Origin of the sequence: Mesorhizobium waimense (assembly GCF_003601975.1) — a bacterium.
GTDB lineage: Bacteria > Pseudomonadota > Alphaproteobacteria > Rhizobiales > Rhizobiaceae > Mesorhizobium > Mesorhizobium waimense.
Map to the genome: position 1 here is coordinate 21,020 of NZ_QZWZ01000045.1, position 25,309 is coordinate 46,328.

Sequence of the window (25,309 nt, forward strand, 5' to 3'; positions counted from 1 at the left end):
CAATGACCGAACTGGACAAGCGGGTGCTCTCAGTCGCCAAATTCTGGCGCGATGCCGGCGAAGATGCGTGGTTCGAGAAGAACGACGCCTTCGATACCGACTTCCGCGCTCGGTTCCTCGACCTGCACTACGCCGCCGCGCGGCGCGAATGCGATGCCTGGTCGGAACATGCCGAGGGGTCGCTGGCGCTGATGATCCTGCTCGACCAGTTTCCGCGCAATTGCTTTCGCGGCACCGGCCATATGTTTGCGACCGACCCGCTAGCGAGGCATTTCGCCGGCAAGGCTATCGCCGCGGGCCACGACCTTTTACTCGAGCAGGATCTGCGGGTTTTCCTCTATCTGCCATACGAACATTCGGAGTTGCTCGCCGACCAGGAAAGGTCGGTCGACCTGACGCAGACCCGGGCCGAAGCCTACCTGAAATACGCGATCGAGCACCGCGATATCATCCAGCGCTTCGGCCGCTTTCCGCACCGCAACAAGATGCTCGGCCGCGAGACGACGCCGGAGGAACAGGCGTTTCTCGATGGTGGCGGGTTTTCCGGCTGATTGGCGCCCGGCAGCATCAAGATCAAAACCCGATCAATCCGAACGACGAGTTCGGACCCATTGCGGTCCGTGCTTCATTCGCGGATATTGGCGACATGATTGTTGGCAGGACGAAATTATGAAGCCACGATTGGCAGCGATGTTCAACGTGATGGCATGTATCTGGAGCTTGTCGACCAAGACAAGCACATAGTGGGCGAGATTTTCTTCTCAGATGTCGATGGGAAGATGGCGATTACCTTGTGTCAGTCCGGAGTGCCTGTTGAAGTAGTCGAATGGATGATTGCCAGAGCCAAGGTTCGCCTTCCACCAACGGATCCTGCTGCAGGCTAGCCACAGATCGGGAAGAGTGCTGTGCAACCCTCGGAGAACGAATGATCGGCAAGTCGATCCGCTCAATTGAAAGGGGCGAGCCGGGGTTTGGGATCGCTGTTCTTTTCTCCGACGGGACTGGGCTTACCGTTCATTCGGAGGTGTCGCTGCGCATGAGTGACGCAGCAGGCGGATCGTAATCGAACGCGTTACATCTACCGATCAAGAGATTACCCTTCGCTTGGGCCGGGATGACTTCCTCGCGATCTCGATCGACCGCCAAAAACACGACGCCGCCGAGTTGTTCGTTTACCAAGATACAGACGGCACCTTGGTCGTCGAGAACTAAGCGACCGCTTCCACCGATCTCGTCCATTTGCGGCGGCCAGGCTAGATGCGTTTTGACCTTAGGCCTGCCACCAGTCCCGTCCCGAGGGTAGCCGCTCTATGCCCGATGTGTCGACGACACTGAGCCGCTCTGACACGCTCTTGCCGCCAATGGCAAGGTCCGGCGCGATCTCGGCCAGTGGCGCCAGCACGAAGGCGCGCTCGAGCATGCGTGGATGCGGCACTTCCAGGCCCGTCTCGTGGATGATCCGGTCGCCGAACACCAGGATGTCGATGTCGATCAGGCGCGGCCCCCAGCGCTCCTCGCGCACCCGTTTCAGCCGGCGTTCGGCATCGAGGCAAAGCTCGAGCAAGGCCCTCGGCGCGAGTGTCGTGGCGATCGCGGCGGCGGCATTGAGAAAATCCGGCTGGTCGAGCTTGCCCCAGGGCGATGTGCGGTAGAGTGAGGAGACCGCAACGACACGGGTCTTGTCGTCGCCGTCCAGAATGCGCAGCGCGGCCGCCATCGACTTCGCGGGATCGCCGAGATTGCCGCCGAGGCTGAGATAGACGGTGTTATTCTGGCCAGACAACGGTCACCTCGACATGATCGAGCACGCCGGGCACCGGCGCGTTGGGCTTGCGCACGGTGATCTCGGCCTTCTTGATCTGCGGAAACCGCGCCGTCAGCGCCCGTGCCACCTCGAGCGCCAGCGCCTCGATCAGAAAGCGCCGCTGTCCGGTGATGATCTTTTCGATGACCGCAAAGGCGACGCCGTAATTGACGGTATCGTCGATGGAATCGTCGACGAGCGCGCGGCCGGGCTCCACGGTCAAAGCCGCATCGACATAAAAGCGCTGGCCAAGCGTCTCCTCTTCGTCCAGCACGCCATGGCGGGCAAAGAAGGCGCAGTTCTTCATGCGGATGACGTACATGGCTCAGCTTCCTGGAATTTCGCGCGCCAGCATAGCATCGGTGACAGCCAGAGCGTCCACGTTGATTGCGACATCGTGGACGCGAAATAAGTGCGCGCCTTTGAGCCTCAAAATAACGCTGGTGGCCGCCGTGCCCGCAGCCCTGTCCATCGCGTCGCGACCGGTGACGTTGCCGATGAAACGCTTTCGCGACGTGCCGGCCATCAGCGGATAGCCGAGCTCGGCGAGCTCGGAAAACCGCGCCATCAAATCGAGGTTTTCCTGCGCCGTTTCCTTGGCGAAGCCGAAGCCGGCGTCGAGCACGATCTGGGCGTCGGCAACGCCACTGGCATGCGCGATCTCCAGCGATTTCCTGAGAAAGAAGAGCTGGTCGTCGATCACGTCGGGCAGTTTTTGCCTGTCGCGCCCGGTATGCATGATGACGAGCCCGGCGCCGGTCTCGGCGGCGACGCGGGCGATGCCCTGCTCGCGCTGCAGGCCCCAGACATCGTTGACGATGTGCGCGCCGGCGGCGACGGCCAGCCGGGCGGTGTCTTCGCGATAGGTATCAACCGAAATCAGTGCTTCGCCGAGACCAGCAAGCGCCTCGACGACCGGCAGCACGCGGGCCTGTTCTTCCTCCACCGTCACGGGAGAAGCGCCGGGCCGCGTTGATTCTCCACCGACGTCGATGACTTCAGCCCCCTCCGCAACCATGCGGCGCGCTTGGGCCACTGCCTGCTCGCGGGAGGCGAACAGTCCGCCATCGGAAAAACTGTCCGGCGTGACGTTGAGGATGCCGACGACCACGGCCTTGCCGCCAAGATCGAGATGACGTCCGTGCGCCAGCTGCCACCGCCTTGTCATCATCGACCATCAACCATCTTTGATCCGCCGGAAATCAAATCCGTTGCGCCGGGCACGGCCGTAACGCAAGGTGGCTAAAGAGGCAACCTGATGAAACAACACCTGCTCTGCGCCTTGATGCTCGCCTTGACCGCTCTGCCGGCGGGTGCGGCCAATCTGGTCAAGACCTACAGCTACTTCGCCATTGGCGGCCGCACGCTCGACGATATCGAAAAGCAGCTGTCGAAGAACGGGCCGCAGGTGAAGAGCACCGGGTCGAGGCATCCGGGCGCCACGCAAATGGCGTTCACCACCCGCGTCAGTTATGCGGAAAAGCCGGGCTCCTGCCGCATCGCCGACGCCATCGTGACCGTTAAGGTCAAGGTGATCCTTCCGGAATGGCGCCGTTCGCGCAAGGCAGGCCCGGATGTGCGGCTGTTCTGGGACACGCTGTCGGCCGACATCAAGCGCCACGAGGAGCGCCATGTCGAGATTGCCAAGAACCATGGCAAGCAACTCGAGGATGCGCTGAAGGCGAGCTATCCGCAAAAGACCTGCGCAGCGGCAAAGGCGAAGGCGGCTGGGATCACGGCGGCTGAACTCGCCGCGCATGACCAGGACCAGCTGCGGTTCGACCGCGTCGAGAGCGTCAATTTCGAAAGCCGCATCCTGCGGCTCTTGCGCTACCGGATCGAGGGCATCGAGAAAGGTCGGTTGCCGCCGGCCTGATTTTCGCCCGGTGAGGAGCGTAAACGACGCAAGCCAATTTCGCCGAAGCATAGTGCCAGGCCGGAAAAACCTTCGAACCCCTGTCGAAATCGACCTATACGGAACGACATATGTCAGGTTCGCAAGCGCGGAACCCTCGAAGCACGAGATAACCAATCGACGCGGCAGACGCACCGGACCGGCCAGGCCGGCCGCCCATGGCAGCGCGCCGCAAGCCCATGAAAGACCAGGACAATGGACCAGGCTGTCGACAGACTGACGATGGGAGCGGCATCGCCGCTGACGGAAACCGAAAAGAACGCCATCATCGGCGGCGTCCTGCTGTCGATGCTGCTGGCGGCACTCGACCAGACCATCGTCGCGCCGGCCCTGCCGACCATTGCGCACGCGCTCGGCCATGCCGAATATCTGCCATGGATCGTCACAGCCTACCTGCTGACCGCGACGGCCATGGCCCCGCTCTACGGCAAGATTTCCGATGTCTACGGGCGCCGCCCGACCATCTATGCCGCAATCCTCATCTTCCTCATCGGATCGCTGGTCAGCGCCATGGCTCCCAACATGCTGGTGCTGGTGGTCGGCCGGGCGATCCAGGGCGCCGGGGGCGGCGGCCTGTTCGCCCTGACGCAAACGGTCATCGGCGACCTCGTGCCGCCGCGCGAGCGGGCGCGCTATGCGGCCTGGATATCGGGCACATGGGCGGTCGCCAGCATCGCCGGGCCGCTGCTCGGCGGCACCTTCGCCGAGCACCTGCACTGGTCGTTGATCTTCTGGATCAACATCCCGCTTGGCCTCCTGGCGATGGCGATCATCAACAGGCCGCTGAAGAAGCTTCCGATTGCCGCCAAGCGCCATCGCATCGATGCGCTCGGCGCGCTGCTGCTTGTGATCGCCACGGCATTGCTGCTGCTGGCGCTGAACTGGGGCGGCGGCGCCTACCCTTGGCTATCGCGCGAGATCCTAGGGCTTGTCGCTTGCTCGGCGGCTTTCTGGGGCGCTTTCGCGCTGCGCCTGCTGCGCGCGGCCGAACCGCTGATCTCGCTCGAAGTGCTCGGCAACCCGATCGTGTTAGCCGGCACGCTGTCCATGTTCCTGCTGCAGGCCGCCAATATCGGCCTGGCCGTCTACCTGCCCGTCTACCTGCAATCGATCGTCGGACTCTCGGTCAGCCAGTCGGGCACCGCCATGCTCGGGCTGCTGCTCGGCACCGTCGCCGGCGCAACGTTCAGCGGGCGCATGATCCCGCGCTTTGTCCACTACAAGCGGATCGCCATGATCGGCGTGACCTTCGCCATCTTGTGTCTCGGATTGCTCAGCTTCGTCGCCGGACACGCCTCGCTGCTGGTGGTCGAGATGCTGACGATCGCAATCGGGCTTGGCACGGGCACGACGTTCCCCGTCGCCACCGTCTCGGTCCAGAACGCGGTCGATCGCATGCATCTCGGCGTTGCCACCGGCGTGCTGACCTTCCTGCGTTCGCTGGGCAGCGCACTTGGCGTCGCCATGCTCGGTGCCGTCGCTCTCGGATACGGGTTGCCGCTTGCCGAGGAAGGCACGCTGACCGCTGGCCAGGTCACGTCGGTGACGCCTTTCGCGATGATCTTCCTGGTCGCGGCCGTCACGCTGGTGCTGGCGTTGGCTGCACTCGCGCTGATGCCGGAAAAGCCGTTGCGCGGCCGCGACGAAGCCGCCGCGCCGGTGCTCGCCGAATAGGGCCGCAGCCCCCCTCAGTCGTGGACGCCAAGCTTCTTCTGCAGGCTCGTCGACGAAGTGGTGTACTGGAACACGATGCGCTCGCCTGGGCTGACGATGCGCTTGGCCGCCTGCGCCATCAGCGCCACCTCGTGAAAACCCGACAGGATCAGCTTCAGCTTGCCAGGATACCAGTTGATGTCGCCGATGGCGAAGATGCCGGGAACCGAAGTCTGGAACTTTTCGGTGTCGACCGGGATCAGGTTCTCATGCAGGTTGAGCCCCCACTCGGCGATCGGTCCGAGCTTCATGGTCAGGCCGAAGAAGGGCAGCATGCGCGTGCATGGCACCTCGACGTCTCCGTCGGGGCCCTTGATGATCGCGGATGCAAGCTGGCCGTCGACGCCGGTCAGGCCGGTGACCTGACCGACCTGGAAGTCCAGTTCCTTCATCTCCTGCATGGCATACATCTTGTTGACGCTGTCCGGTGCGGCGCGGAACTCTGGGCGCCGGTGGACGAGCGTCACGCTCTTTGCCACCGGCTGCAGGTTCAGCGTCCAGTCGAGCGCGGAATCGCCACCGCCGACGATGACGAGATCATGACCGCGGAAATCCTCCATGCGGCGCACCGAATAGAAGACGCTTTTGCCCTCATAGGCTTCGATGCCAGGAATGGGCGGCCGCTTGGGCTGGAACGAGCCGCCGCCGGCGGCGATCACCACCACCTTAGCCTCTAACACCTCGTTCTCGTCGGTGGTGACGCGGAAGCTGCCGTCGTCCAGCTTTTCGAGGCTGGAGACCATGCGGTTGTAGGTGAAGTCCGGCTTGAACGGACGGATCTGCTCGAGCAGCTTGTCAACCAGGCCCTGCGCCGTGATCAGCGGCCAGCCGGGAATGTCGTAGATCGGCTTTTCCGGATAGAGCTCGGCGCATTGGCCGCCGGGGCGGTCCAGGATGTCGATCAGATGGCATTTCATGTCGAAGAGGCCGAGTTCGAACACGGCGAACAGGCCGACCGGCCCTGCCCCGACAATGAGTACGTCCGTCTTGATCGTGTCGGTCATGCGTTGCGCCTTGTTGCGGAAACCGCGCGACACTGCATGACCATTGGGCCGCTGCCAAGCGGCCACGGCAAAAATCGATTGGAGCGGTGAGATCAGCCCTGGCGGGCAGGCACGCGTACCACAAGCCCGTCGAGCGCGTCACGAACCTTGATCTGGCAGGACAGCCGCGAATTGGGCTGGACCTCGTAGGCGAAGTCCAGCATGTCCTCCTCCATCGCCTCCGGCTCGCCGACCTCCGCCGTCCAGGCCTGGTCGACATAGACATGGCAGGTCGCGCAGGCACAGGCGCCGCCGCATTCGGCCTCGATGCCGGGCACGGCATTGCGGATCGCGTTTTCCATGACGGTCGAGCCGTTTTCGGCATCGACATCGAACTGTGTGCCGTCATGGGCAATGAAGGTCAGCTTGGTCATTTGTCACCTGAAGGGAGTTCCAGCCGAGATAATCACTTGGCCGGACAAGTCAACTGCGGCGCGAAAGCGCCGCTCCGTGACGTTTTTTTCGGAAGGCTGAGCTAAAGCGCGTCTGAAGGGCGACGCGCTTCAGGTTGTTGTCTTATGCATGTCGTTGTCCCAAAACCGCTGCACCACTTTTGGGCGACATGCATTAGCGGCTGATGGCGGCGATGAAATCGCGTACTTCCTCGATCAGGACGCCAAGCCGCCCGAGGGTTTTGACGTCCTCCGGCTGCCCTTCGATGGCCGCTGCGCAATCGGCGATGGCGAAGGCCCCCACCCCGCGCGCCGAGCCTTTCAGCCCATGCGCCAGAAGCAGCCGCTCCTTGACGTCGGCTTCGAGGATCCTGTCGCGCACGGAAAGCGCCTGCTGCACGAACAGCGCCAGCACCTCCTGTTCGAGACCGCGGTCGCCCATCGTCTGGCGCGCGAGATGCGCAAGATCCACAGGCCGAGACCGGGCCGTTCCCGACACATCACCGCCGGGCATGGAAAAGGCAATGCCGCTTTCGCCGCGCATGGGAATTGCAGCTCCTTGATGTTTGACTGGCCGGGAAATCTAGGCCATCCGCGTAGCTAACGGGTTAATGATTGGCCCGGAAAAATGTTGCGATGGAGGCGGCGAAATCACGTCTGCGTTAACCCTATATTTAAAGTTTTACGTATCGCGAGGAATGCAGGTTTTCTTTACCCCTGTGTGTCATTACGATACGAGGGTCCATTTTCAGCCTCCTGCACGGGATAAGAGAAGCCAGAATCAGGCCAAAATCAAAAGTCCCTCGGCAGCTAGTACAGGGTAGCGAAGGCATGGCGAAGAAACCAACGACGACACGTAATCTCGACAGCGACGTAGCCAGGGAACTCGAAAAAGCGCTCGACCTGGATTTGAGCGGAGATGGCGACGGCGGCCTCGATATGGCAGCGTCGATGGAAGATCTGGAAGCGCAGATTTCGCAGGCAGCGGACGAACTGGCGCGCGAAGGGCGCAGCCAGAAAGCTGAGCCAGCGATCAATCAAGCCCAGGCGGCAAATCTGAGCCAAAACGGGAATCAGGGCCAGAACGGGAATCAGGGTCAGTACGGAACGACTTCGGCCACGACCAAGCCGGCCGAGCTGCGCCCGGTGGAAAACCGCAACGGCACGCAGCCGGCGGGCTTCACACCCGCCAATGACGACCGCCAGAAAGACTACCGGACGCTTCTGCACGGCCTCAACCGGCGCGCATCGAGCACGATCTACTGGGTGGTGGCGTTCATTTCGCTGGCCTGGGTCGCCGGTGCCGGCGGCCTGGCGAACCTTTTGTTCGGCTCGAGCATCTGGAATATCCGCACGTTCGACCAATTCTTCGCCCGCCCCGAACTGATCGGCCTGGCTGTCGCCGCGATCGTTCCCATCATCCTGTTCTGGGCCTTCGCGGCCATGGTGCGCCGCGCCCAGGAAATGCGCATTGCCGCGCAGTCCATGACCGAGGTGGCGTTCCGCCTCGCCGAGCCGGAAAACCTTGCCCAGGACCGCGTCATGATGATCGGCCAGGCCGTTCGCCGCGAAGTGGCGGCGATGGGCGAAGGCATCGAGCGCACGCTTGCGCGCGCCGTCGAGCTCGAAACGCTGGTCCACAGTGAAGTGAACCAGATCGAGCGCTCCTATTCCGAGAACGAAGCCCGTATCCGCTCACTGGTCGACGGGCTGGGCAGCGAGCGCGAAGCGGTCGTCACCCATGCCGAGCGCGTGCGCGCCTCGATTGCCGGCGCGCATGAGACGCTCAGGGACGAAATCGGCTCGGCCAGCGACATCATCCGCGACAGCATCCTCAATGCCTCGACCAAGCTGTCGATGACGATCACCAATTCCGGCGACACGCTGATCGACAGGATCAACGAAAGCTCGATGTCGATCTTCGATTCGGTCGAGGGCCGTCTCGACACGATCACCGACAAGCTGTCCACCTCGGGCGAGGCCTTTGCCTCGCTGCTCGATACCCGCATCGCCAAGCTGACGGACACGACCGACGGTCTTACCCGCTCGCTGACCGATCTGCTCGACGACCGCACCACCGGCATGGTGTCACTGCTCGGCGGTGCCGCGCGCACGCTGAACTCCGAGTTCGAAGCCAGCCTCAACGGCATCGAACGCACCCTGGCCGAACGCGGCCAGGCGCTGATCAGCGAGTTCCAGACCCGCGCCGAGGCGCTGGACACCGGCACGCAGAAGCTCAATGCCGCGCTCGAGGCCCGTGCCCGCCAGATCAACGAGACGCTGGTCGAACGTGCGCGCGAAATTGCCCATACCTTCGCCGAGAGCAAGGACGCCCTGTCGTCGATGATCGACCAGGGCAAGACCCAGATCGGCGCCGACATGGCCGACATCATCTCGTCCACCTCGTCGATGCTCGAAGCCCGCGCCGGCGATTTCGCCGGCCGCATGGAGGCGGCCCGGCACGTGGTCTCGCGGTCGTTCGACAGCGATATCCAGCGACTTGCGGATGCCCGCGCCGGCATCGAGGAAGCCGTCGAGAACCACAGCCGCAAGCTTGCCGAGGGCCGCGACCGCATGGCCGAGGCCATGCAGGCGGACCTCGCTAGGTTCGCCGAAGACCGCGCCGGCATCGACGACGCCGTTACCAACCAGGTCCAAAAGCTGGCTGAAGGCCGCAGCCTGATCTCGCGCGCGCTCGAAGAGGACCTGCGCAAGGTCAACGAGTCCCGCGCCGCCATCGATGCCTCGCTGGGCAGCCATCTCGAACAGCTCGAGGAAGGCCGCAACCGGCTTACCCAGGCTTTGAACGAGGACTCCGGCAAACTTGTACAAGCTCGTACGATCATTGATGAAATGGTTGCCGGGCACGTTGGGAAACTTGCCGAAGGCCGTAGCATTCTTTCGCGTGCCCTGGAGGCTGACCTCGGCAAGCTGGCCGATAGCCGCGCCAGCATTGACGGTCTTGTCGCTGGTCAGGTCGAGAAGATCGCCGAGGGCCGTGCGGTCCTGGCAAAAGCCCTGGAGACCGACATTGTCGGCATCAAGGGCCTGATAGAGACCCATTCCGCGAAACTCGCCGAGGATAGGAGCGAACTCAGCCGTTCGCTGGAGGGCGATCTGTCGGGTATCAGGAACCTGATCGAGGGTCATTCCGTCAGGCTCGCCGACGACCGCAGCCTGCTGTCGCAGACGCTTGAGGCCGACCTTGCCAAGCTGGCGGAAGGCCGCTCGTCAATCGACGGGCTGGTCGCCGGCCAGGTCGAGAAGCTGGCCGAAGGCCGCGACATCCTCAAGCGCGCCCTGGAAGCCGATATCAACACGATCAAGGGTGCGATCTCGGGTCATTCCGAGCAGGTGGCGGAAGAGCGCAGCCAGCTTTCGAAGGCCTTGGAAGCCGATCTGCAGAATGTGAACAGCCTGATCGCCGATCACACGAACCGGCTTGTCCAGGACCGCTCGACGCTGTCGAAAGCCATCGAGGACGACCTGCAGAATATGAACAGCCTGATCGCCGATCATACGAACCGGCTTGTCCAGGATCGCTCGACGCTGTCGAAAGCCGTCGAGGACGATCTGCGGAATGTGAGCGGCATCATGGACGACCACGCGAGCAGGCTGTTCCAGGATCGCTCGACCCTGTCAAAAGCGCTCGAGGACGATCTCGCCAAGCTGGCGGAAAGCCGCTCCTCGATCGACGGGCTGGTCGCCGGCCAGGTCGAGAAGCTGGCCGAAGGCCGCGATATCCTAAAGCGGGCGCTGGAGGCCGATCTCAACACGATCAGGAACGCCATTACCGACCAGTCGCAGAGGCTGACCGAAAACCGTTCGGAGTTCGCACGGGTGCTGGAAGCCGATTTGGAGAATGTCAACGGCCTCCTCCAGAGCCACTCCGACAGGCTGGCGCAGGACCGCTCGACGCTGTCCAAGGCGCTGGAAGACGATCTCGCCAAGCTGGCGGAAAGCCGCACCTCGATCGACGGGCTGGTCGCCGGCCAGGTCGAGAAGCTGGCCGAAGGCCGCGACATCCTCAGGCGCGCGCTCGAGGCGGATCTGCAGAAGATCGCGACCAGCCGCGGCGAGGTCGATGACATCATAGCCGGGCATGTCGGCAAGCTTGCCGAAGGCCGCGACATGCTGGCCCGCGCGCTGGAAGACGATCTCGCCAAGCTGGCCGATACACGCAAGGACGTCGACCGTTCCCTGTCCGGCCACATCGACCAGATCGCCGCCAGAAGCACGGATATCTCCGCAGCAATCGCCTCCGACGTCGAAAAGATCGAGCAGGCGTTCAGCCGCCAGACCGGCATCATCGAGGAGCGGGCCGGAACCATGGAGCGCGCGCTTTCGACAGGCGTCGACAGTGTTCGCAGCGTGCTGGAAAAGAGCGCCGTCTTCGTCGCCGGGCAGTTGCGCGAGAAGGTCATGGAGGTCACCAGCGCTCTGCACGAGCAGGCCGGGCTCGCCTTCAGCGACGCCGACCGCAAGATTGCCGAGCGCGCCGAGCAGACGTCGGCCGCCCTGCTCGCCAGGGCCGAGGACATCACGCACGCCTTCGAGGAAGCGGATCGCCGCCTGCACGCACGCGCCGAAGACACCACACATGCCTTGATTGCGAGGGCCGAGGACACGTCGAGCGCACTGCTTGCCCGGCATGACGATACCTCGAACACGCTGTTGGCTCGCGCCGAGGCGACGGCCGAACAACTCGCCGCTCGTGCCAGCGAGATCGCCGGCACCTTCGACGCGGCGGATCAGAAACTGGTTGCCCGCGCTGTCGAAACGGCGCAGTCGCTGGCGGCTCGCGCCGGCGACATCCTGCGCAACTTCGAAGGCGCCGACCAACGGCTGAGCGTGCGCATCGGCGAATCGGCCGAAGCGCTGGCGGCTCGCGCCACGGACCTCGGCCGCATCTTCGATGCCGCCGACCAGCATCTCATCTCGCGCATCGCCGAAGGGTCGGAAGCGCTGTCGTCACGTGCATCCGAAATCGCCCGCATCTTCGACGATGCGGACCAGCGCCTGGTGTCACGCATCGCCGACAGCAGCACCGCGATCGGCGGGCACGCCGAGACCATTGTCGGCGCCTTTGCCAGCACCGAGCAGCGCGTTGCCGACCGTGCACGCCAGACCGGTCAGGAACTGGCCATCCACGCCCGCGAGATTGAGCAGGCGCTGACTGGTGCCGACGAACGCCTGGCTTCGAGCGCGGCGGCAGCCGCCGCCCGTGTCGAGGAACAGGTTGCCGGAGTCGAGAACCGCCTCGCCTACACGGCTGAAACGATGGGCCAGAAGCTCAACGAGCAGATTTCGGGTGCCGAGGCGCAGCTCATCTCGCGCGCCAATGTCATCGCCGAAACCTTCACCGCGGTCGGCCAGCATATCGGCCAGAGCACCAACGATGCGGCCAAGACCATCGGCGCCAACACCCGCGAGCTCAACACCATGCTGGCGGCGCGCTCGGCCGAAATGTCGAGGATACTCGACGAGACGGCCCGGCCATTGGTCGAGCGTTTCGCTCAGGGCGGCTCGGAACTGCAAAAGAGCATGGAAGAGGTCACCGAACGGGCGACCGAGAAGCTGCGCAACGAAAACGCGGCCCTCGTCAACGCGCTCGCCAGCCGCACAGCCGAGACCTTGTCGGCGGTCGAAGGCGCGCGTTCGACGCTCGCCGAAAGCGTCGCCGACCTCATCGGCCGCATGAGCACCTCGAGCGCGCAGCTCGGTCAGCTGATCGACCAGGCGGCGCTCAATCTCGGCCAGGTCGACGAACGCCTCACCGGCAGCACGCAGAGCTTCGCGGCGACGACGGAAAAGGCCGCGCAGACCTTCGCCAGCTCGGCACGCCTGGTCGATTCGAACACGACGCGGCTCACCGAACTGTCGTCCGCGACCTTGCGCGAGGTCGCCTCGATCGCCACCAAGTTCGACGAGCACAGCCGTCTGCTGTCTTCCGCTTCGGACCTGCTGAGCTCGGCGCAGAGCAACCTCGAACACACGCTGGAACGGCAGTCTTCGCTGGAGGACCTCGCCGTCGGTCTGGTCAAGAAGTCGGAAGACCTCGAGAAGGTGATGCGTTCGTTCGAGAACCTGGTCGGCCAGACGATGCAGAATGCCGAGGGCCGGACAATGGAATCGGCGGAAAAGATCCGCACCGCCATCGCCGATGTCGTCGATTCAGCAACCAAGCGCTTCGCCGACGCCACCGAGGAGATGCGGCGCACGGCCGGCTCGATCAAGAGCGAGCTCGACCTGACCCGCGCCGAACTCAAGAAGGGCGTCATCGAGATGCCGGAAGAAGCCAAGGAATCGACCTCGGCCATTCGCCGCGCCGTTTCCGAGCAGATCAACGCGCTCAAGGAACTGTCCGACATCGTTGCGAAATCGGGCCGCGGTGGCGGCGACAGCGCGGAACAGCGCAACTTGCGGCCCACTCCGCAGCCGCCCGTTGCGCGTGCGCCTGAGCCACAGCGCCGTCCGCCGGCGCCGGAGCAGCCGGAGCGTCCGGCGCCTCAGGCGCCGCTGGGCGGCGCAACGCTGCGCGGCACGCTCGATCTCGAGCGCCCCGCCGAGGCGGCTCCGCGCCGCGACCCCAATAGCCGCACGCCACAGGGCGGCTGGGTGCGCGACCTGCTCACCGGCGCATCGCGTGAGGAGGATGCGAGGCCTGCCGTGCCCGCGGACGCCCCACGTTCCGCTCCGGCCCAGCGCTCGCCGCTTCACGTGATGGAATCACTGAACTCGCTGTCGGTCGACATCGCGCGGGCGATCGACCACGACGCGTCGATCGAACTGTGGAACCGCTACCGGCGCGGCGAGCGCGACGTGTTCACGCGGCGCCTCTACACGCTGAAGGGGCAGCAGACTTTCGACGAGATCCGCCGCAAGTATCAGACGGAGGCAGAGTTCCGTGCCGCCGTCGACCGCTACTGCGACGATTTCGAGAAGCTGCTCAAGGACGTGTCGCGCAACGACCGCGACAACATCATGGCGCAGACCTATCTGACGTCGGACACCGGCAAGGTCTACACCATGCTGGCCCACGCCAGCGGCCGCCTGCACTGAACGGGCGATAGGCTGAACACAAAAAGGGCGGGCCCCAGCCCGCCTTTTTTATTTGTCCGACGTCGATTTCAACTTTGAGGGATGCGCCGGCCGAGCCGTTCGGGCGCCTTCAGATCACCGAATCGGTCCAGCGAACGATGTCCTTCGCCGCCTGGCCGAAGGCGCTGTCCAGCGCGTCGACATAGGCCGGGTTGCCGCTGCCCGAGACGGGCGCGCTGGCGGTGAAGCTCTTGGAGGCGCGCACCTCGCCATTGCGGTCGTTCAATATGCGCACGAACAGGTCGACCTCGGCGTGCTCGCCGCCATCGACCCGGACCTCGAAGGAGCGGACCTCGACGATCACCTGATAGTCGATCGCCAGGCCCTCACCCGGCTTGCCGACGCCGGCGAAGCTGCCGGAGCGCTGGAACGTCTCGGCGAGCCTCGCCTGCACGATCAGCGGCAGCCGGTCGGCCCATTGCGCGCCCTTGAGATACTGGATCGAGCGATCGGACGGCTTGATGACGATGTTCTGGCTGTCCAGCGCCTTGAGCGCGGAGGGCTGGGCGATCAGGATCTGGCGTCGGCTGTGGCCCTGCGCGGCGATCGACGGCGCCGACAGCTCGAACGTATCGAGCGGCGCAGGCTTGCCGCCCAGCGCCGCGCAGCCGGCAAGCGTCAGCGCAAGCAGCGCCGCAGCCGATGTCAGCCCGCCAGTTCTCACCCATACCGACGTCACGCGCGATCCCCGTTGTCCCCGGATCGTAAGATCAACCCGCAATTGCGGTCCATGTTCTTGCTGTGGACGGGCGCCGAAGTCAACGCCGCACCCTGCCATCATATTGCCGGACCTCGCCCTCACCGCCCGACAGGATCCGCTGCGGATTGCGGCTGAGATCGGTCACGGCCTCCTCGATGCGGTTGATCGAGCGGCGGCTGTCCTGGACCAGCGCCTCGACATCCTGCAGGCCCTGGCCCGAAAAGCGCGCCAGATTGTCGGTGATCGTGCCGAGGCGGGCATTCAGCGTGTCGGCGACCTGCTTGAACGACTTCAGCGTATCCCTGGCATCGGCCATCACGCCGTCGGCCTGGCCTGAGCCGAGCAAGGTGTCGACCCTGGCCAGGATGCCGTCGACGCGCACCGAGGCATCGTTGAGGCGCTGCGCCAGTTGCTTGGCGTCCTTGATGGTCTGGTCGATATCGTCGCTTCTGTCGGCGATCCTGTCGGTCACCTTGGCGATGTCGGCGGCGGCCTTGTCGGCACTTTCGCTGGCCTTCTGGATGTTGGCGAGCGCCGTGCGCACTTCAGCCGGGTCGATGCCGTCGAGAACGCCATTGACCTTGTCTAGCGTGCCTTGCGTCTTCTGGGCGAAATTGTTGATCGACCCCACCGCCGTGTCGACGTTCTTGATCACACCGTCGAACTGCTTCGAGGTCTCCTTCAGATTGCCGGTGACCGTGTCGACATTGGCGACGATGCTTTTGATCTGGTCCTTGTCGACGGCATTGAGCAGACCTTCCGCGGCCTTCAGCGTGCCGTCGAGCTTGCCCGACACGCCCTTCAGCTCATCCGACAGCGAACTGACGCTGGCGAGGAACTTGTCGATGCCATCGGAATTCTTGGCCAACGCATCGGAAAATGTCTGGGCGTTCTTGACTGTCTGGGTCAGCGGACCGCGTACGTCTTGGGTGAAACCTTCCAGATTCGAAAGCACCTTGTCGGCGCGGGTGAAAATGTCCTGCGCGGTCTGCAGCAGGTTGGTCACGGCGGATGGATTGGCGACGATCTCGGCAACCTTGCCTTCCTTTTCGGCCTGGTCGAGCAGCTTGACCTCCTTGGGGTCGGCGCCCTTGAGCTCGATATTGGCCTGACCGGTGAGGCCGGCAAGCCCGATATCGGCCCGCGTCGACTTGGTGATCGGCGTCGTCCGGTCGATCTCGGTGTCGGCGATGGCGACCGTCGGATCGTTGGGGTCGATATAGACCCGCTTGACGTCACCCACCTTGATGCCGTTGAACAGCACGAAGCTGCCGCGTCCCAAGCCGGACGCCGAGCCCGGAATGCGCACGCGCAGCAGCGTCGTCTCGCCCTTGTCGCCGATCGCGGCGGTCCAATAGACGAAGGCGAAGGCCGCCAGGATTGCGGCCAGCGTGAAGATGCCGACAATGACGTAGTTGGCTCTGGTTTCCATTGCCCCACTTATGGCTATGCGCGCGCCGCAAGATCAAGTTGGCGCGCGCGTTTTCCGCGGAAATAGGATTTTACCCACGGCTCCTCGCTCTTCAGCATGTCGTCGATCGTGCCTTCGACCAGCACCTTCTTCTTGCCGAGCACGGCAACGTGGTCGCAAGCGGTGAACAGCGTGTCGAGATCGTGCGTGACCATGTAGACCGTCAGGTCCATCGTGTCGCGCAGCTTAACCACCAGTTCGTCGAATTCGGCCGCGCTGATCGGGTCAAGACCGGATGTCGGCTCGTCGAGGAAGACGATGTCCGGGTCGAGCGCCAGCGCGCGCGCCAGTGCGGCGCGCTTGATCATGCCGCCGGAAAGCTCGGAGGGGAATTTCTGCGCCGCGTCCGGCGGCAAGCCGACCAGCTCGATCTTAAGCAAAGCCAGTTCGTCCATCAGCTTCTTGGGCAGGTCGAGATATTCTCGCATCGGCACCTGTACGTTCTCCTGCACCGTCAGCGCCGAAAACAGCGCGCCGTGCTGGAAAAGAACGCCAAGGCGCATGTCGATGCGCAAGCGCTCGATGTCGCTTGCCTTGTCGACGTTGACGCCGAACAGCTTGATCGTCCCCGATTGCTTGCGCAGCAAGCCAAGGATAGTGCGCAAAAGCACCGATTTACCGGCTCCCGAAGCGCCGACAAAGCCCAGGATTTCGCCGCGTCTGATGTCGAGCGAAAGTTTGTCGAGGATCAGCTTGTCATCAATGGCAACGGTGACGTCGCGCACCGAAAGCACGATCTCGCTCTCGTCCTGCTCCTCCGTCTTGGTTCCGTTGCGATTCGCCATCGCCATGTCAGAACTCGATCGCTGCGTAGAACATGGCGAAAAGCCCGTCGAGGATGATGACGACGAAGATCGACTTCACAACCGAAGCGGTCACGTGCTGGCCAAGCGATTCGGCGCTGCCGCCGACCTTCATGCCTTCGACGGAGGCGATGGTGCCGATGATCATGGCCATGAACGGCGCCTTGATCAGGCCGGCAAAGATGGTGCTGAGATCGATGGCGACGCGTAGCCTGTCGATGAAGGCGGCCGGGGGGATATCCGAGTAAAGCCATGCGGCGACGATACCGCCGCCGAGCGCCGCGAAATTGGCGATGATGGTTAGGCAAGGCAGGGCTATAACCAGGGCGACCAGCCGCGGGAAGACCAGCACGCCGATCGGGTTCAGCCCGATGACCTTCAGAGCATCGACTTCCTCGCGCATCTTCATCGAACCGATCTCGGCGGTGATCGCGCTGCCGGAACGGCCGGCGATCATGATCGCCGTCATCAGCACGCCGAGTTCGCGCAGGATCAGCACGCCGACGAGATCGACGACGAAGATGTCGGCGCCGAAGTAGCTGAGCTGGTAGGCACCCTGCTGGGCGACGATGGCGCCGACGATGGCCGACATCAGCACCACGACCGGGATGGCGCCGACGCCCATGCGGTCGATCTGGTTGAAGATCGCGGCCGGGTTGACCGCATGGCCGCGGCCGAGCTTCATCTGCGCGCCACGGATGGTGGCACCGAGGATGTTCATTGAGGCCAGGAAATCGTCGCGCATCTCATAGACGCGGCGGCCAACCGCCTCGAGCCCGCGAATGATGATGTTGGGCGGCCCAGACGCTGCCGATTCGGGCTCGCGCCGGACGGCGTCGCCAACAGCACCGAGCAGGATCGAAGCGATCTCGCTCTGCCCTTGCAATTTGACTTCGATGCCCTTCTTCTCGAAGGCGCTGACCAGGCGGTCGATCAACCAGGCGCCGGCGGTGTCCATCTTCTCGATATGCGAAAGATCGAGCGCCAAGGTCTTGAAACCGGTGCGTTTCTCGATCCGGCGCATCTCCGCGTCGACCAGCGCTACGGTGCGTGTCGTCCAGGTTCCGGAAAAGGCGCAGCCAAGAACGCCGCCCTCCTCGCCGATGGCGATGCGCGGCTGGCCATTTGGCTCCTTGGCGGCGGTGCCGCTTGCGTCGCGTTTGCCGATGGTCAACATGGCGTCCTGTTTAGCCTGCCGGAACCGGCCTGTCATTTGCCGGCATGCCGTTGTCGCATAGCCTGAGAAGAAAAATATGGCGCGTGTCATTTCGGTCGAATCCGAGCGTTTTCCCATCGCCGGCACCTTCACCATTTCGCGCGGTTCGAAGACCGAAGCCGAAGTCATCACCGTAACGATCGGCGACAATGGCCATATCGGGCGCGGCGAATGCGTTCCCTACAAGCGCTATGGCGAGACCATGGAGGGCGTGCGAGCCGCAATCGAAGCGCTGAGCGACAGGATTGCAGGCGGCATCAGCCGGATCGCGCTGCTCGATGCCCTGCCCGCCGGGGCCGCCCGCAACGCCATCGACTGTGCTCTGTGGGACCTGGAAGCAAAGACAGGCGGCAAGTCGGTGGCGGCCAGCGCTTGCAAGGCTCCGTTGCAAGCGCTCGAGACGGCATACACGTTGTCGCTCGGCGAGCCGGGGGCGATGGCGGCGCAGGCCCGCGCCAATGCCGCAAGGCCGCTGCTCAAGGTCAAGATCGGCGGCGACAATGATATCGCCCGCATTCGTGCTGTGGCGGAGGCGGCGCCGGACAGCCGCATCATCCTCGATGCCAATGAGGGCTGGACCGACGACAATATCGTCGAAAACCTTGCCTTTGCCGCCGAGCAAGGCATCGCGTTGATCGAGCAGCCGCTTTCCGCCGGCCGAGACCGTATTTTGCGGCACATCGCGCATCCGGTGCCGATCTGCGCCGACGAGAGCGTGCACGAGGCCAAGGACCTCGAAGCGCTGATCGGCCTTTATGACGCCGTCAACATCAAGCTCGACAAGTCGGGTGGCCTGACGGCCGCTCTTGTGCTGCGTGACCGTGCCCGAGAGCTCGGTTTCGGCATCATGATCGGCTGCATGGTCGGCACCTCGCTGGCGATGGCACCGGCCGTCTTGCTGGCCCAAGGCGCCGATTTCGTCGATCTCGATGGCCCACTGCTCTTGGCTCGCGACCGCGAGCCCGGCCTCGTCTACGAGGGGTCGCTGGTCTCACCCCCTGACAGGGCGCTGTGGGGCTGAGCGCGCGGCGAGCCCGATCAGCACCAGACCAATGATGGCGATCGGGACCATGGCAAGAAAGCCGTCGACGCCAAAACGGTCGTAGAGCGGGCCCGACGCCAGCGTCACCACAGCCATGAAGAAGCCGTTGAAAAAATAGGCGATGCCTTGCGCAGCACCCGTGCGCTCTTCGGAGACGGTTTCGCCGATCATCTTCTGCAGGCCGATCAGCACCATCGCCACCGACACTGAATGCAGGGTCTGGACGCCAAAGAAGCCGGCGACGCCAAGGCCAAGCGGCCAGATCAGTGGAAAGGCGATCCAGCGCAGGATCGAGCCAATGCCGGCGATCAGCATGACCTGGACGACGGAAACGGAAGCGAAAATGCGGTTGAAAAACAAAAACATGCAGACCTCGGCGACCACACCCCAAGCCCAGAGCAGGCCGACGACCGAATCGCTGATGCCGACCGACTTCCAGTAGATCGACACGAAGCCGTAGAGAAAGGCATGGCTGGCGGTGATAATGCCGACGCCGAGGGTGAAGAGAAGGAAATAGGCGTTGAGCAGCTTTGGCGCCGAATGCTGCATGTCGGCGGCCGAGAGCGGCGAGGCGCGGCGAGGACGGCCGAGGCGCGGTGCCAGCAATCCGGCCAGAAGGGCGGCGGCAAGGGCCACGAAGATGATCGCAGGCACAGCCTTGGGACCTGTCCAGGCCAGGATGAAGCCACCGGAGATGTTGGCGCAGAGATAGGAGATCGAGCCCCATTTGCGCATGGCAGTGTAATTGGAGCCGAACCGGCGCACGCCCGAAAGCGCCAGCGAATCGGCGATCGGCGAATGCGGCGTCCAGACGATGGTCAGCGCCAGCGATACGGCGAGCACCATGGCGTAGGTGGGGTTAAGGAAATAGCCGGCGGAAATGACCATGGTGGCAGCGACGAGCACGACATAGACATTGGCGCGGTCCTTCGCCCGGTCGGCCAGCGCGGTCAGCAACGGCGTCGTCACCACGCGCAGGAACATCGGCGCGGCCAGAATGACCGCGATCTGTTCGGCATGGAAACCCTCGGCCTGCAGCCACAGCGGGAAATAAGGCAGATGCGTGCCGAGGGATACGAACAACGTAAAGAAGATCAGGCTCATGCGCAGTTCGAAATGGCGCGGCTTGACGAGCTGTTCGGGCGAAAGCGGCGGCAGGGACATGAATCGATCCAATTACGCCGCGTTCTCCAGACGGCCAGCAGCGCAATCGACCATTAACATGGAGAAAAACCAGGCGAAACCGGCTGGACTAATCGATTAATTCAGGAGCACGCGATCGGCTCTGGCTTCACGCCGCTTCGACCACCTGGTCCTCGATGAGCATCGGGATGAACGGTTCGTCCGGAGCTTCGGGCAACACCTTGGCCCAGTGCAGGATTTCCATCCGGCCGTCGAAGTGCTCGACCACCGCCGTGCAGCTTTCCACCCAGTCGCCGGTGTTGATGTATTGCACGTCCTCGTAGTTCTCGATCGCCGCATGGTGGATGTGGCCGCAGATGACGCCGTCGACATGCGAGCGGCGTGCTTCCTCCGTCAGCATGGTCTGGAACGAGCCGATGAAGTTCACCGCCTTCTTGACGTTGACCTTGGCCCAGGACGAAAACGACCAGTAAGGCAGGCCAAGCAACTGGCGAAGCCGCGTCACCACCCTGTTGACGAGCATGGCTGCGTCATAGGCATAGTCGCCGAGATAGGCCAGCCAGCGCGCATTGTGGACGACGGTGTCGAACTGGTCGCCATGGATAACCAGCAGGCGCCTGCCGTCGGCAGTCTCGTGGATGGCACGATCGGCGACGACGATGCCGCCGAAATGCACGCCCTGGAACTGGCGGGCGAACTCGTCATGATTGCCGGCAATGTAAGTGATGTTCGCGCCCTTGCGCGCCTTGCGCAGCAATTTCTGCACGACGTCATTGTGGCTCTGCGGCCAGTGCCAGCTGCGCCGCAGGCGCCAGCCATCGACGATGTCGCCGACGAGATAGATGATATCGGCGTCGTGATGACGCAGGAAATCGATCAGGAAGTCGGCCTTGGCCGCCTTCGAGCCGAGATGGACGTCGGAGATGAACATGCTGCGGAAAGTGCGGGGCTCTGGGCCAGACATCAGATCGTCACCGTTGCTTTCGCGCAGGCTATGCCCCGATTCATGCAACAACCGTATGACGGTTGCGATTGGTCCAGCCGAAGGGCTAGCGTGCCGCGGTTGATCAGAGGAGAAAATCACCATGGATCTCGGCATTCGCGGCAAGAAGGCGATCGTCTGCGCATCGAGCAAAGGCCTTGGGCGCGGCTGCGCAATGGCGCTGGCCGAGGCCGGCTGCGATCTGGTGGTCAATGGCCGCAACGCCGCGCTGCTGGCCGGCACCGCCCAGGACATCCGTGATCGATACGGCGTCAAGGTGACGGAGATCCTCGGCGACGTCTCGAAGCCAGAGGTGCAGAAGGCGATGCTTGCCGCCTGCCCCGATCCCGACATCCTCGTCAACAACAATGGCGGCCCGCCGCTGCGCGACTTCCGCACGCTCGACCGCGAAAAGATCCTGGAAGGCGTCACCCAGAACATGGTGACGCCCATAGAGCTGATCCAGGCGGTGATCGACGGCATGGCGGCGCGCGGTTTCGGCCGCATCGTCAACATCACCTCGCTGTCGGTCTATGTGCCGATCCCCGGCCTCGATCTGTCGTCCGGCGCGCGCGCCGGCTTGACCTCGTTCCTGGCCGGCGTGGCGCGCACGGTGATCGACCGCAATGTGACCATCAACAGCATGCTGCCCGGCAAGCTCGACACCGACCGGCTGCGCGGCCCGCATGAGGCCGGTACGCCGGAAGACCCGGCGGCTGCCGCCCAGCGCAAGGCCCGCATCAGCGCCGACGTGCCCGCCAAACGGCTCGGCACGCCGGAGGAGTTCGGCCAGATCTGCGCCTTCCTGTGCTCGGTTCATGCCGGCTACCTGACCGGGCAGAACATACCGGTGGATGGCGGCCTCTATGTCAGCGCTTTCTGACAGCGAGACCCAGCATTTTTGCAGGATTTCGACACAACGAATTGAAATAACTCGATCTTTCTGATCTTGACCCTTTCCGTCGCGCTTGCGTCATTTGGCGTCGCGAAAAACCGACGCCGCATGCTAAAAGGCAGCAAGGCAGCAGCGCAGGGAGGGCCGGCATGGAAGGCGAGAACAAGAAGACGGCCCGGTCGGACCTCGACGAGGCCGCTCTCTACTTCCACAAGCATCCGACCCCCGGAAAGCTCGAAATTCAGGCGACCAAGCCGCTCGGCAACCAGCGCGACCTAGCGCTTGCCTATTCGCCAGGCGTTGCCGCCCCTTGCCTCGAAATCCGCGACGATCCGGCGACCGCCGCTGACTATACGGCGCGCGCCAATCTGGTTGGCGTCGTCTCCAACGGCTCGGCGGTGCTTGGCCTCGGCAATATCGGCCCGCTCGCCTCCAAGCCGGTCATGGAAGGCAAGGCGGTGCTGTTCAAGAAATTCGCCGGCATCGACGTGTTCGACATCGAGATCGACGCGCCCGGCATCGAGCGCATGGTCGAGACGATCTCCGCGCTGGAGCCGACCTTCGGCGGCATCAATCTCGAGGACATCAAGGCTCCGGAGTGCTTCGAGGTCGAGGAACAGCTGAAGGCGCGCATGGGCATACCGGTATTCCATGACGACCAGCACGGAACCGCGATCATCGTCGCCGCCGCGGTGCTCAACGGGCTAGAATTCGCCGGCAAGACCATTTCGGACATCAAGATCGTCACCTCGGGAGCGGGTGCTGCCGCCCTCGCCTGCCTCAATCTTCTGGTCTCGCTCGGGGCCAAGCTCGAGAACATCTGGGTCACTGACCGTTTCGGCGTCGCCTACAAGGGGCGCACGGATGAGATGGACCGCTGGAAAGACCCCTATGTGAAGGATACGGCAGCGCGCACGCTCGCCGATGTGATCCCGGGCGCGGATGTCTTTCTCGGCCTGTCGGCCGCCGGCGTGCTGAAGCCGGAACTGCTGCAGCATATGGCGCCGAAGCCGCTGATCCTGGCGCTGGCCAACCCCAATCCGGAGATCATGCCGGAGGCGGCGCGGGCGGCCCGGCCCGACGCGATGATCTGCACCGGACGATCCGATTTTCCCAATCAGGTCAACAACGTACTGTGCTTTCCTTACATTTTTCGTGGAGCCCTGGACTGCGGTGCCAGCGCCATCAATGAGGAGATGAAGATGGCCGCGGTGCGGGCGATCGCAGCGCTTGCGCGCGAAGAGCCGTCAGATGTCGCCGCGCGCGCCTATTCCGGCGAGACGCCGATTTTCGGGCCCGATTTCCTGATCCCCTCGCCCTTCGACCCCAGGCTTATCCTGCGCATTGCGCCGGCGGTCGCCAAGGCGGCCTGCGACACCGGCGTCGCCACGCGGCCGATCGTCGACTTCGCCGCCTATATCGACAAGCTCAACCGCTTCGTCTTCCGCTCCGGCCTGGTGATGAAGCCGGTGTTCTCGTCCGCCAAGGCGTCGAACGCCAAGCGCGTCATCTATGCCGAGGGCGAGGACGAGCGCGTGCTGCGCGCAGCACAGGTGGTGCTGGAGGAAGGCATTGCCGAGCCGATCCTGATCGGGCGTCCGCATGTCATAGAAGTCAGGCTGAAGCGCTATGGGCTGCGCATCAAGCCGGGCGTCGATTTCGGCTTGATCAACCCCGAGGACGATCCGCGCTACCGCCATTATGTCGACCTGTTGATCGAGCTTGCCGGCCGGCGCGGCGTGACGACGGAAGCCGCGCGCACAATGGTGCGCACCGACAACACGGTGATCGCGGCGCTCGCTCTCAAGCGCGGCGATGCCGATGCCATGGTCTGCGGCCTCGAAGGCCGTTTCGAGCGCCATCTGCGCAACGTGACGCTGATCATCGGGCCGCGCGCGGGCATCAAGGACCGCGATCTTTCGACGCTTTCCATGCTGATCTCGCAGCGCGGCATCATCTTCCTCACCGACACGCATGTCTCCGTCGACCCGACCGCGGAGGAGATTGCCGAGATGACAGTGTTGGCGGCGGAGGAGATCCAGCGCTTCGGCATCGAGCCCAAGGCAGCACTGCTGTCGCATTCGGATTTCGGCTCGCGCGATTCGCCGAGCGCGCTGAAGATGCGCCATGCGGCGGCGATCCTGGCGCGCATCGCGCCGGAATTGCAAAGCGACGGCGAGATGCATGCCGACTCGGCGCTGTCGGAGCATTTGCGCCAACGCGTCTATCCGCATTCGCGGCTGAAAGGCGAAGCCAATCTGCTGGTGTTTCCGAACCTCGATTCGGCCAACATCACGCTGACGGCGTTACGCGCCATGATGGATGCGCTGCATGTCGGCCCGATCCTGCTCGGCACGGACAAGCCTGCACACATATTGACGCCTTCGGTGACCTCGCGCGGCGTCGTCAACATGACCGCGCTCGCCGTGGTTGAGGCGGCGCACAAGGCACAGGCTGTCGTCAATCTGGGCTAAGGCCGCATTTGGCGGTAAGCTGCCGTCACGTTTGGTTGCAGATTCGATTGCGTTTGGTTGCAGACTAAGGCGCGGTTAACCGCGGACACGTTAGTTTCGTGGCGGATAGGCAAGCGGAGCTTCGGGGCACATGGCGGGCGCAAGGTTGAGGCTGACGCACCTTGCCGCGCTGCTTGGCGCGCTGGCGGCATCGGTCGTTGCCGTCACCGAGCCGCAGGCCGCCTCGCGCGCCTGCCGCCAGCTCGAAGCACAGCTTGCGGCTGCAGCGAATGGTGGCGGCGGCAAGCCGGGCCTGATCCGCAAATATGACGACGCCATCACCCGCCAGCGCCAGCAACTGGCAAAGGCGCGCGGACAGGCGAGCAACGCCAGCTGCGGCTTCTCACTGTTTTCGCGCAACGTCAGCGAATGTGCCGCACTCAACGCCAGCATCGATCGCATGAATACCAATCTCGACGCCTTGCAGTCAAAGCGCGAGCGGCTTGCCGCAGGGCGCCGAAGTCAGGTTAACGGCACTTTACGTTTGAAGGGATTGCTGAATCTGTGAGGGCCTTACGAATCGGAGGCTCCGGATGGCTTTGTTGGCGGGTTTTGGCGAGAAGTCGCGGCTTGGGG

Annotated in this window: 22 protein-coding genes; 9 read left to right on the forward strand and 13 right to left on the reverse strand. The window is 63.7% G+C overall.

The window, feature by feature from the left end; translation table 11 throughout:
• Positions 1-2: 2 nt before the first annotated feature.
• Both D3227_RS32655 and D3227_RS41265 read left to right on the forward strand, forming a co-directional pair.
• On the forward strand, positions 3-551 hold the full coding sequence (locus D3227_RS32655; RefSeq protein ID WP_120018302.1) for a DUF924 family protein: 549 nt from the start codon (positions 3-5) through the stop codon (positions 549-551).
• 102 nt (positions 552-653) lie between these two features.
• On the forward strand, positions 654-884 hold the full coding sequence (locus D3227_RS41265; RefSeq protein ID WP_147377733.1) for a hypothetical protein: 231 nt from the start codon (positions 654-656) through the stop codon (positions 882-884).
• Positions 885-1,014: 130 nt separating this feature from the next.
• Here the strand turns inward: D3227_RS41265 and D3227_RS32660 are convergent, their stop codons facing one another.
• The 4 genes from D3227_RS32660 to folP are packed head-to-tail and all read right to left on the reverse strand — an operon-like array spanning position 1,015 to position 2,975.
• Positions 1,015-1,239 carry a hypothetical protein gene (locus D3227_RS32660; protein ID WP_120018303.1) on the reverse strand — a complete coding sequence of 75 codons (225 nt, stop codon included), beginning with the start codon at positions 1,237-1,239 and terminating at the stop codon, positions 1,015-1,017.
• A 31-nt stretch (positions 1,240-1,270) separates the two neighbouring features.
• Positions 1,271-1,783, reverse strand: a complete 513-nt coding sequence (folK, locus tag D3227_RS32665; protein ID WP_120018304.1) for a 2-amino-4-hydroxy-6-hydroxymethyldihydropteridine diphosphokinase — start codon at positions 1,781-1,783, stop codon at positions 1,271-1,273.
• Positions 1,767-2,126, reverse strand: a complete 360-nt coding sequence (gene folB, locus D3227_RS32670; protein WP_006206102.1) for a dihydroneopterin aldolase — start codon at positions 2,124-2,126, stop codon at positions 1,767-1,769. The genes folK and folB overlap by 17 nt, the downstream gene beginning before the upstream one ends.
• 3 nt (positions 2,127-2,129) lie before the next feature.
• Positions 2,130-2,975 carry a dihydropteroate synthase gene (gene folP, locus D3227_RS32675; RefSeq protein ID WP_120018305.1) on the reverse strand — a complete coding sequence of 282 codons (846 nt, stop codon included), beginning with the start codon at positions 2,973-2,975 and terminating at the stop codon, positions 2,130-2,132.
• Positions 2,976-3,062: 87 nt separating this feature from the next.
• Here folP and D3227_RS32680 point away from each other — a divergent pair, with 87 nt between their 5' ends.
• Together D3227_RS32680 and D3227_RS32685 are read left to right on the forward strand one after the other, a co-directional pair.
• The gene (locus tag D3227_RS32680) at positions 3,063-3,680 is read left to right on the forward strand and encodes a DUF922 domain-containing Zn-dependent protease (protein WP_120018306.1); all 618 of its coding nucleotides are present in this window, start codon (positions 3,063-3,065) and stop codon (positions 3,678-3,680) included.
• A 234-nt stretch (positions 3,681-3,914) separates the two neighbouring features.
• The gene (locus D3227_RS32685) at positions 3,915-5,393 is read left to right on the forward strand and encodes an MDR family MFS transporter (RefSeq protein ID WP_120018307.1); all 1,479 of its coding nucleotides are present in this window, start codon (positions 3,915-3,917) and stop codon (positions 5,391-5,393) included.
• A 14-nt stretch (positions 5,394-5,407) separates the two neighbouring features.
• Here D3227_RS32685 and D3227_RS32690 read toward each other — a convergent pair whose 3' ends face one another.
• The 3 genes from D3227_RS32690 to D3227_RS32700 all read right to left on the reverse strand — a co-directional run bounded on the left by D3227_RS32690 (position 5,408) and on the right by D3227_RS32700 (position 7,411).
• Entirely contained in the window at positions 5,408-6,436 is a 1,029-nt protein-coding gene (locus tag D3227_RS32690; RefSeq protein ID WP_120018318.1) for an NAD(P)/FAD-dependent oxidoreductase, read from the reverse strand.
• 92 nt (positions 6,437-6,528) lie between these two features.
• On the reverse strand, positions 6,529-6,849 hold the full coding sequence (locus D3227_RS32695; RefSeq protein WP_120018308.1) for a 2Fe-2S iron-sulfur cluster-binding protein: 321 nt from the start codon (positions 6,847-6,849) through the stop codon (positions 6,529-6,531).
• Positions 6,850-7,042: 193 nt separating this feature from the next.
• Positions 7,043-7,411: an Hpt domain-containing protein gene (locus tag D3227_RS32700; protein ID WP_120018309.1), complete on the reverse strand. Its 369-nt coding sequence runs from the start codon at positions 7,409-7,411 to the stop codon at positions 7,043-7,045.
• 287 nt (positions 7,412-7,698) lie between these two features.
• Here D3227_RS32700 and D3227_RS32705 point away from each other — a divergent pair, with 287 nt between their 5' ends.
• On the forward strand, positions 7,699-13,929 hold the full coding sequence (locus D3227_RS32705; protein WP_120018310.1) for a kinesin: 6,231 nt from the start codon (positions 7,699-7,701) through the stop codon (positions 13,927-13,929).
• Positions 13,930-14,038: 109 nt separating this feature from the next.
• Here the strand turns inward: D3227_RS32705 and D3227_RS32710 are convergent, their stop codons facing one another.
• From D3227_RS32710 to D3227_RS32725, 4 genes are read right to left on the reverse strand one after another with little or no spacing between them, the layout of a single operon-like run.
• On the reverse strand, positions 14,039-14,689 hold the full coding sequence (locus tag D3227_RS32710) for an ABC-type transport auxiliary lipoprotein family protein (RefSeq protein WP_425374577.1): 651 nt from the start codon (positions 14,687-14,689) through the stop codon (positions 14,039-14,041).
• Positions 14,690-14,726: 37 nt separating this feature from the next.
• Positions 14,727-16,100 (reverse strand): MlaD family protein, encoded by a 1,374-nt coding sequence (locus D3227_RS32715; RefSeq protein WP_120018312.1) that lies wholly within the window; start codon positions 16,098-16,100, stop codon positions 14,727-14,729.
• A gap of 14 nt (positions 16,101-16,114) precedes the next feature.
• Positions 16,115-16,924 carry an ABC transporter ATP-binding protein gene (locus tag D3227_RS32720; RefSeq protein WP_120018319.1) on the reverse strand — a complete coding sequence of 270 codons (810 nt, stop codon included), beginning with the start codon at positions 16,922-16,924 and terminating at the stop codon, positions 16,115-16,117.
• A gap of 7 nt (positions 16,925-16,931) precedes the next feature.
• Positions 16,932-18,119: an ABC transporter permease gene (locus D3227_RS32725; protein ID WP_120018320.1), complete on the reverse strand. Its 1,188-nt coding sequence runs from the start codon at positions 18,117-18,119 to the stop codon at positions 16,932-16,934.
• A 76-nt stretch (positions 18,120-18,195) separates the two neighbouring features.
• On the opposite strand from D3227_RS32725, the gene dgcA reads away from it, so the two are divergent.
• Positions 18,196-19,179: an N-acetyl-D-Glu racemase DgcA gene (dgcA, locus tag D3227_RS32730; protein ID WP_120018313.1), complete on the forward strand. Its 984-nt coding sequence runs from the start codon at positions 18,196-18,198 to the stop codon at positions 19,177-19,179.
• Here the strand turns inward: dgcA and D3227_RS32735 are convergent.
• Positions 19,150-20,364, reverse strand: coding sequence for an MFS transporter (locus D3227_RS32735; protein WP_120018321.1), 1,215 nt, complete (start codon positions 20,362-20,364; stop codon positions 19,150-19,152). The genes dgcA and D3227_RS32735 overlap by 30 nt on opposite strands.
• A gap of 127 nt (positions 20,365-20,491) precedes the next feature.
• Complete coding sequence (locus D3227_RS32740; RefSeq protein WP_120018322.1) at positions 20,492-21,307, reverse strand: UDP-2,3-diacylglucosamine diphosphatase; 816 nt, start codon at positions 21,305-21,307, stop codon at positions 20,492-20,494.
• 121 nt (positions 21,308-21,428) lie between these two features.
• Here D3227_RS32740 and D3227_RS32745 point away from each other — a divergent pair, with 121 nt between their 5' ends.
• The 3 genes from D3227_RS32745 to D3227_RS32755 all read left to right on the forward strand — a co-directional run bounded on the left by D3227_RS32745 (position 21,429) and on the right by D3227_RS32755 (position 25,241).
• Entirely contained in the window at positions 21,429-22,208 is a 780-nt protein-coding gene (locus tag D3227_RS32745) for an SDR family oxidoreductase (protein ID WP_120018314.1), read from the forward strand.
• Between the two features lie 161 nt (positions 22,209-22,369).
• Complete coding sequence (locus D3227_RS32750; protein ID WP_120018315.1) at positions 22,370-24,694, forward strand: NADP-dependent malic enzyme; 2,325 nt, start codon at positions 22,370-22,372, stop codon at positions 24,692-24,694.
• A 130-nt stretch (positions 24,695-24,824) separates the two neighbouring features.
• Positions 24,825-25,241 (forward strand): hypothetical protein, encoded by a 417-nt coding sequence (locus tag D3227_RS32755; RefSeq protein WP_342634029.1) that lies wholly within the window; start codon positions 24,825-24,827, stop codon positions 25,239-25,241.
• Positions 25,242-25,309 lie beyond the last annotated feature (68 nt).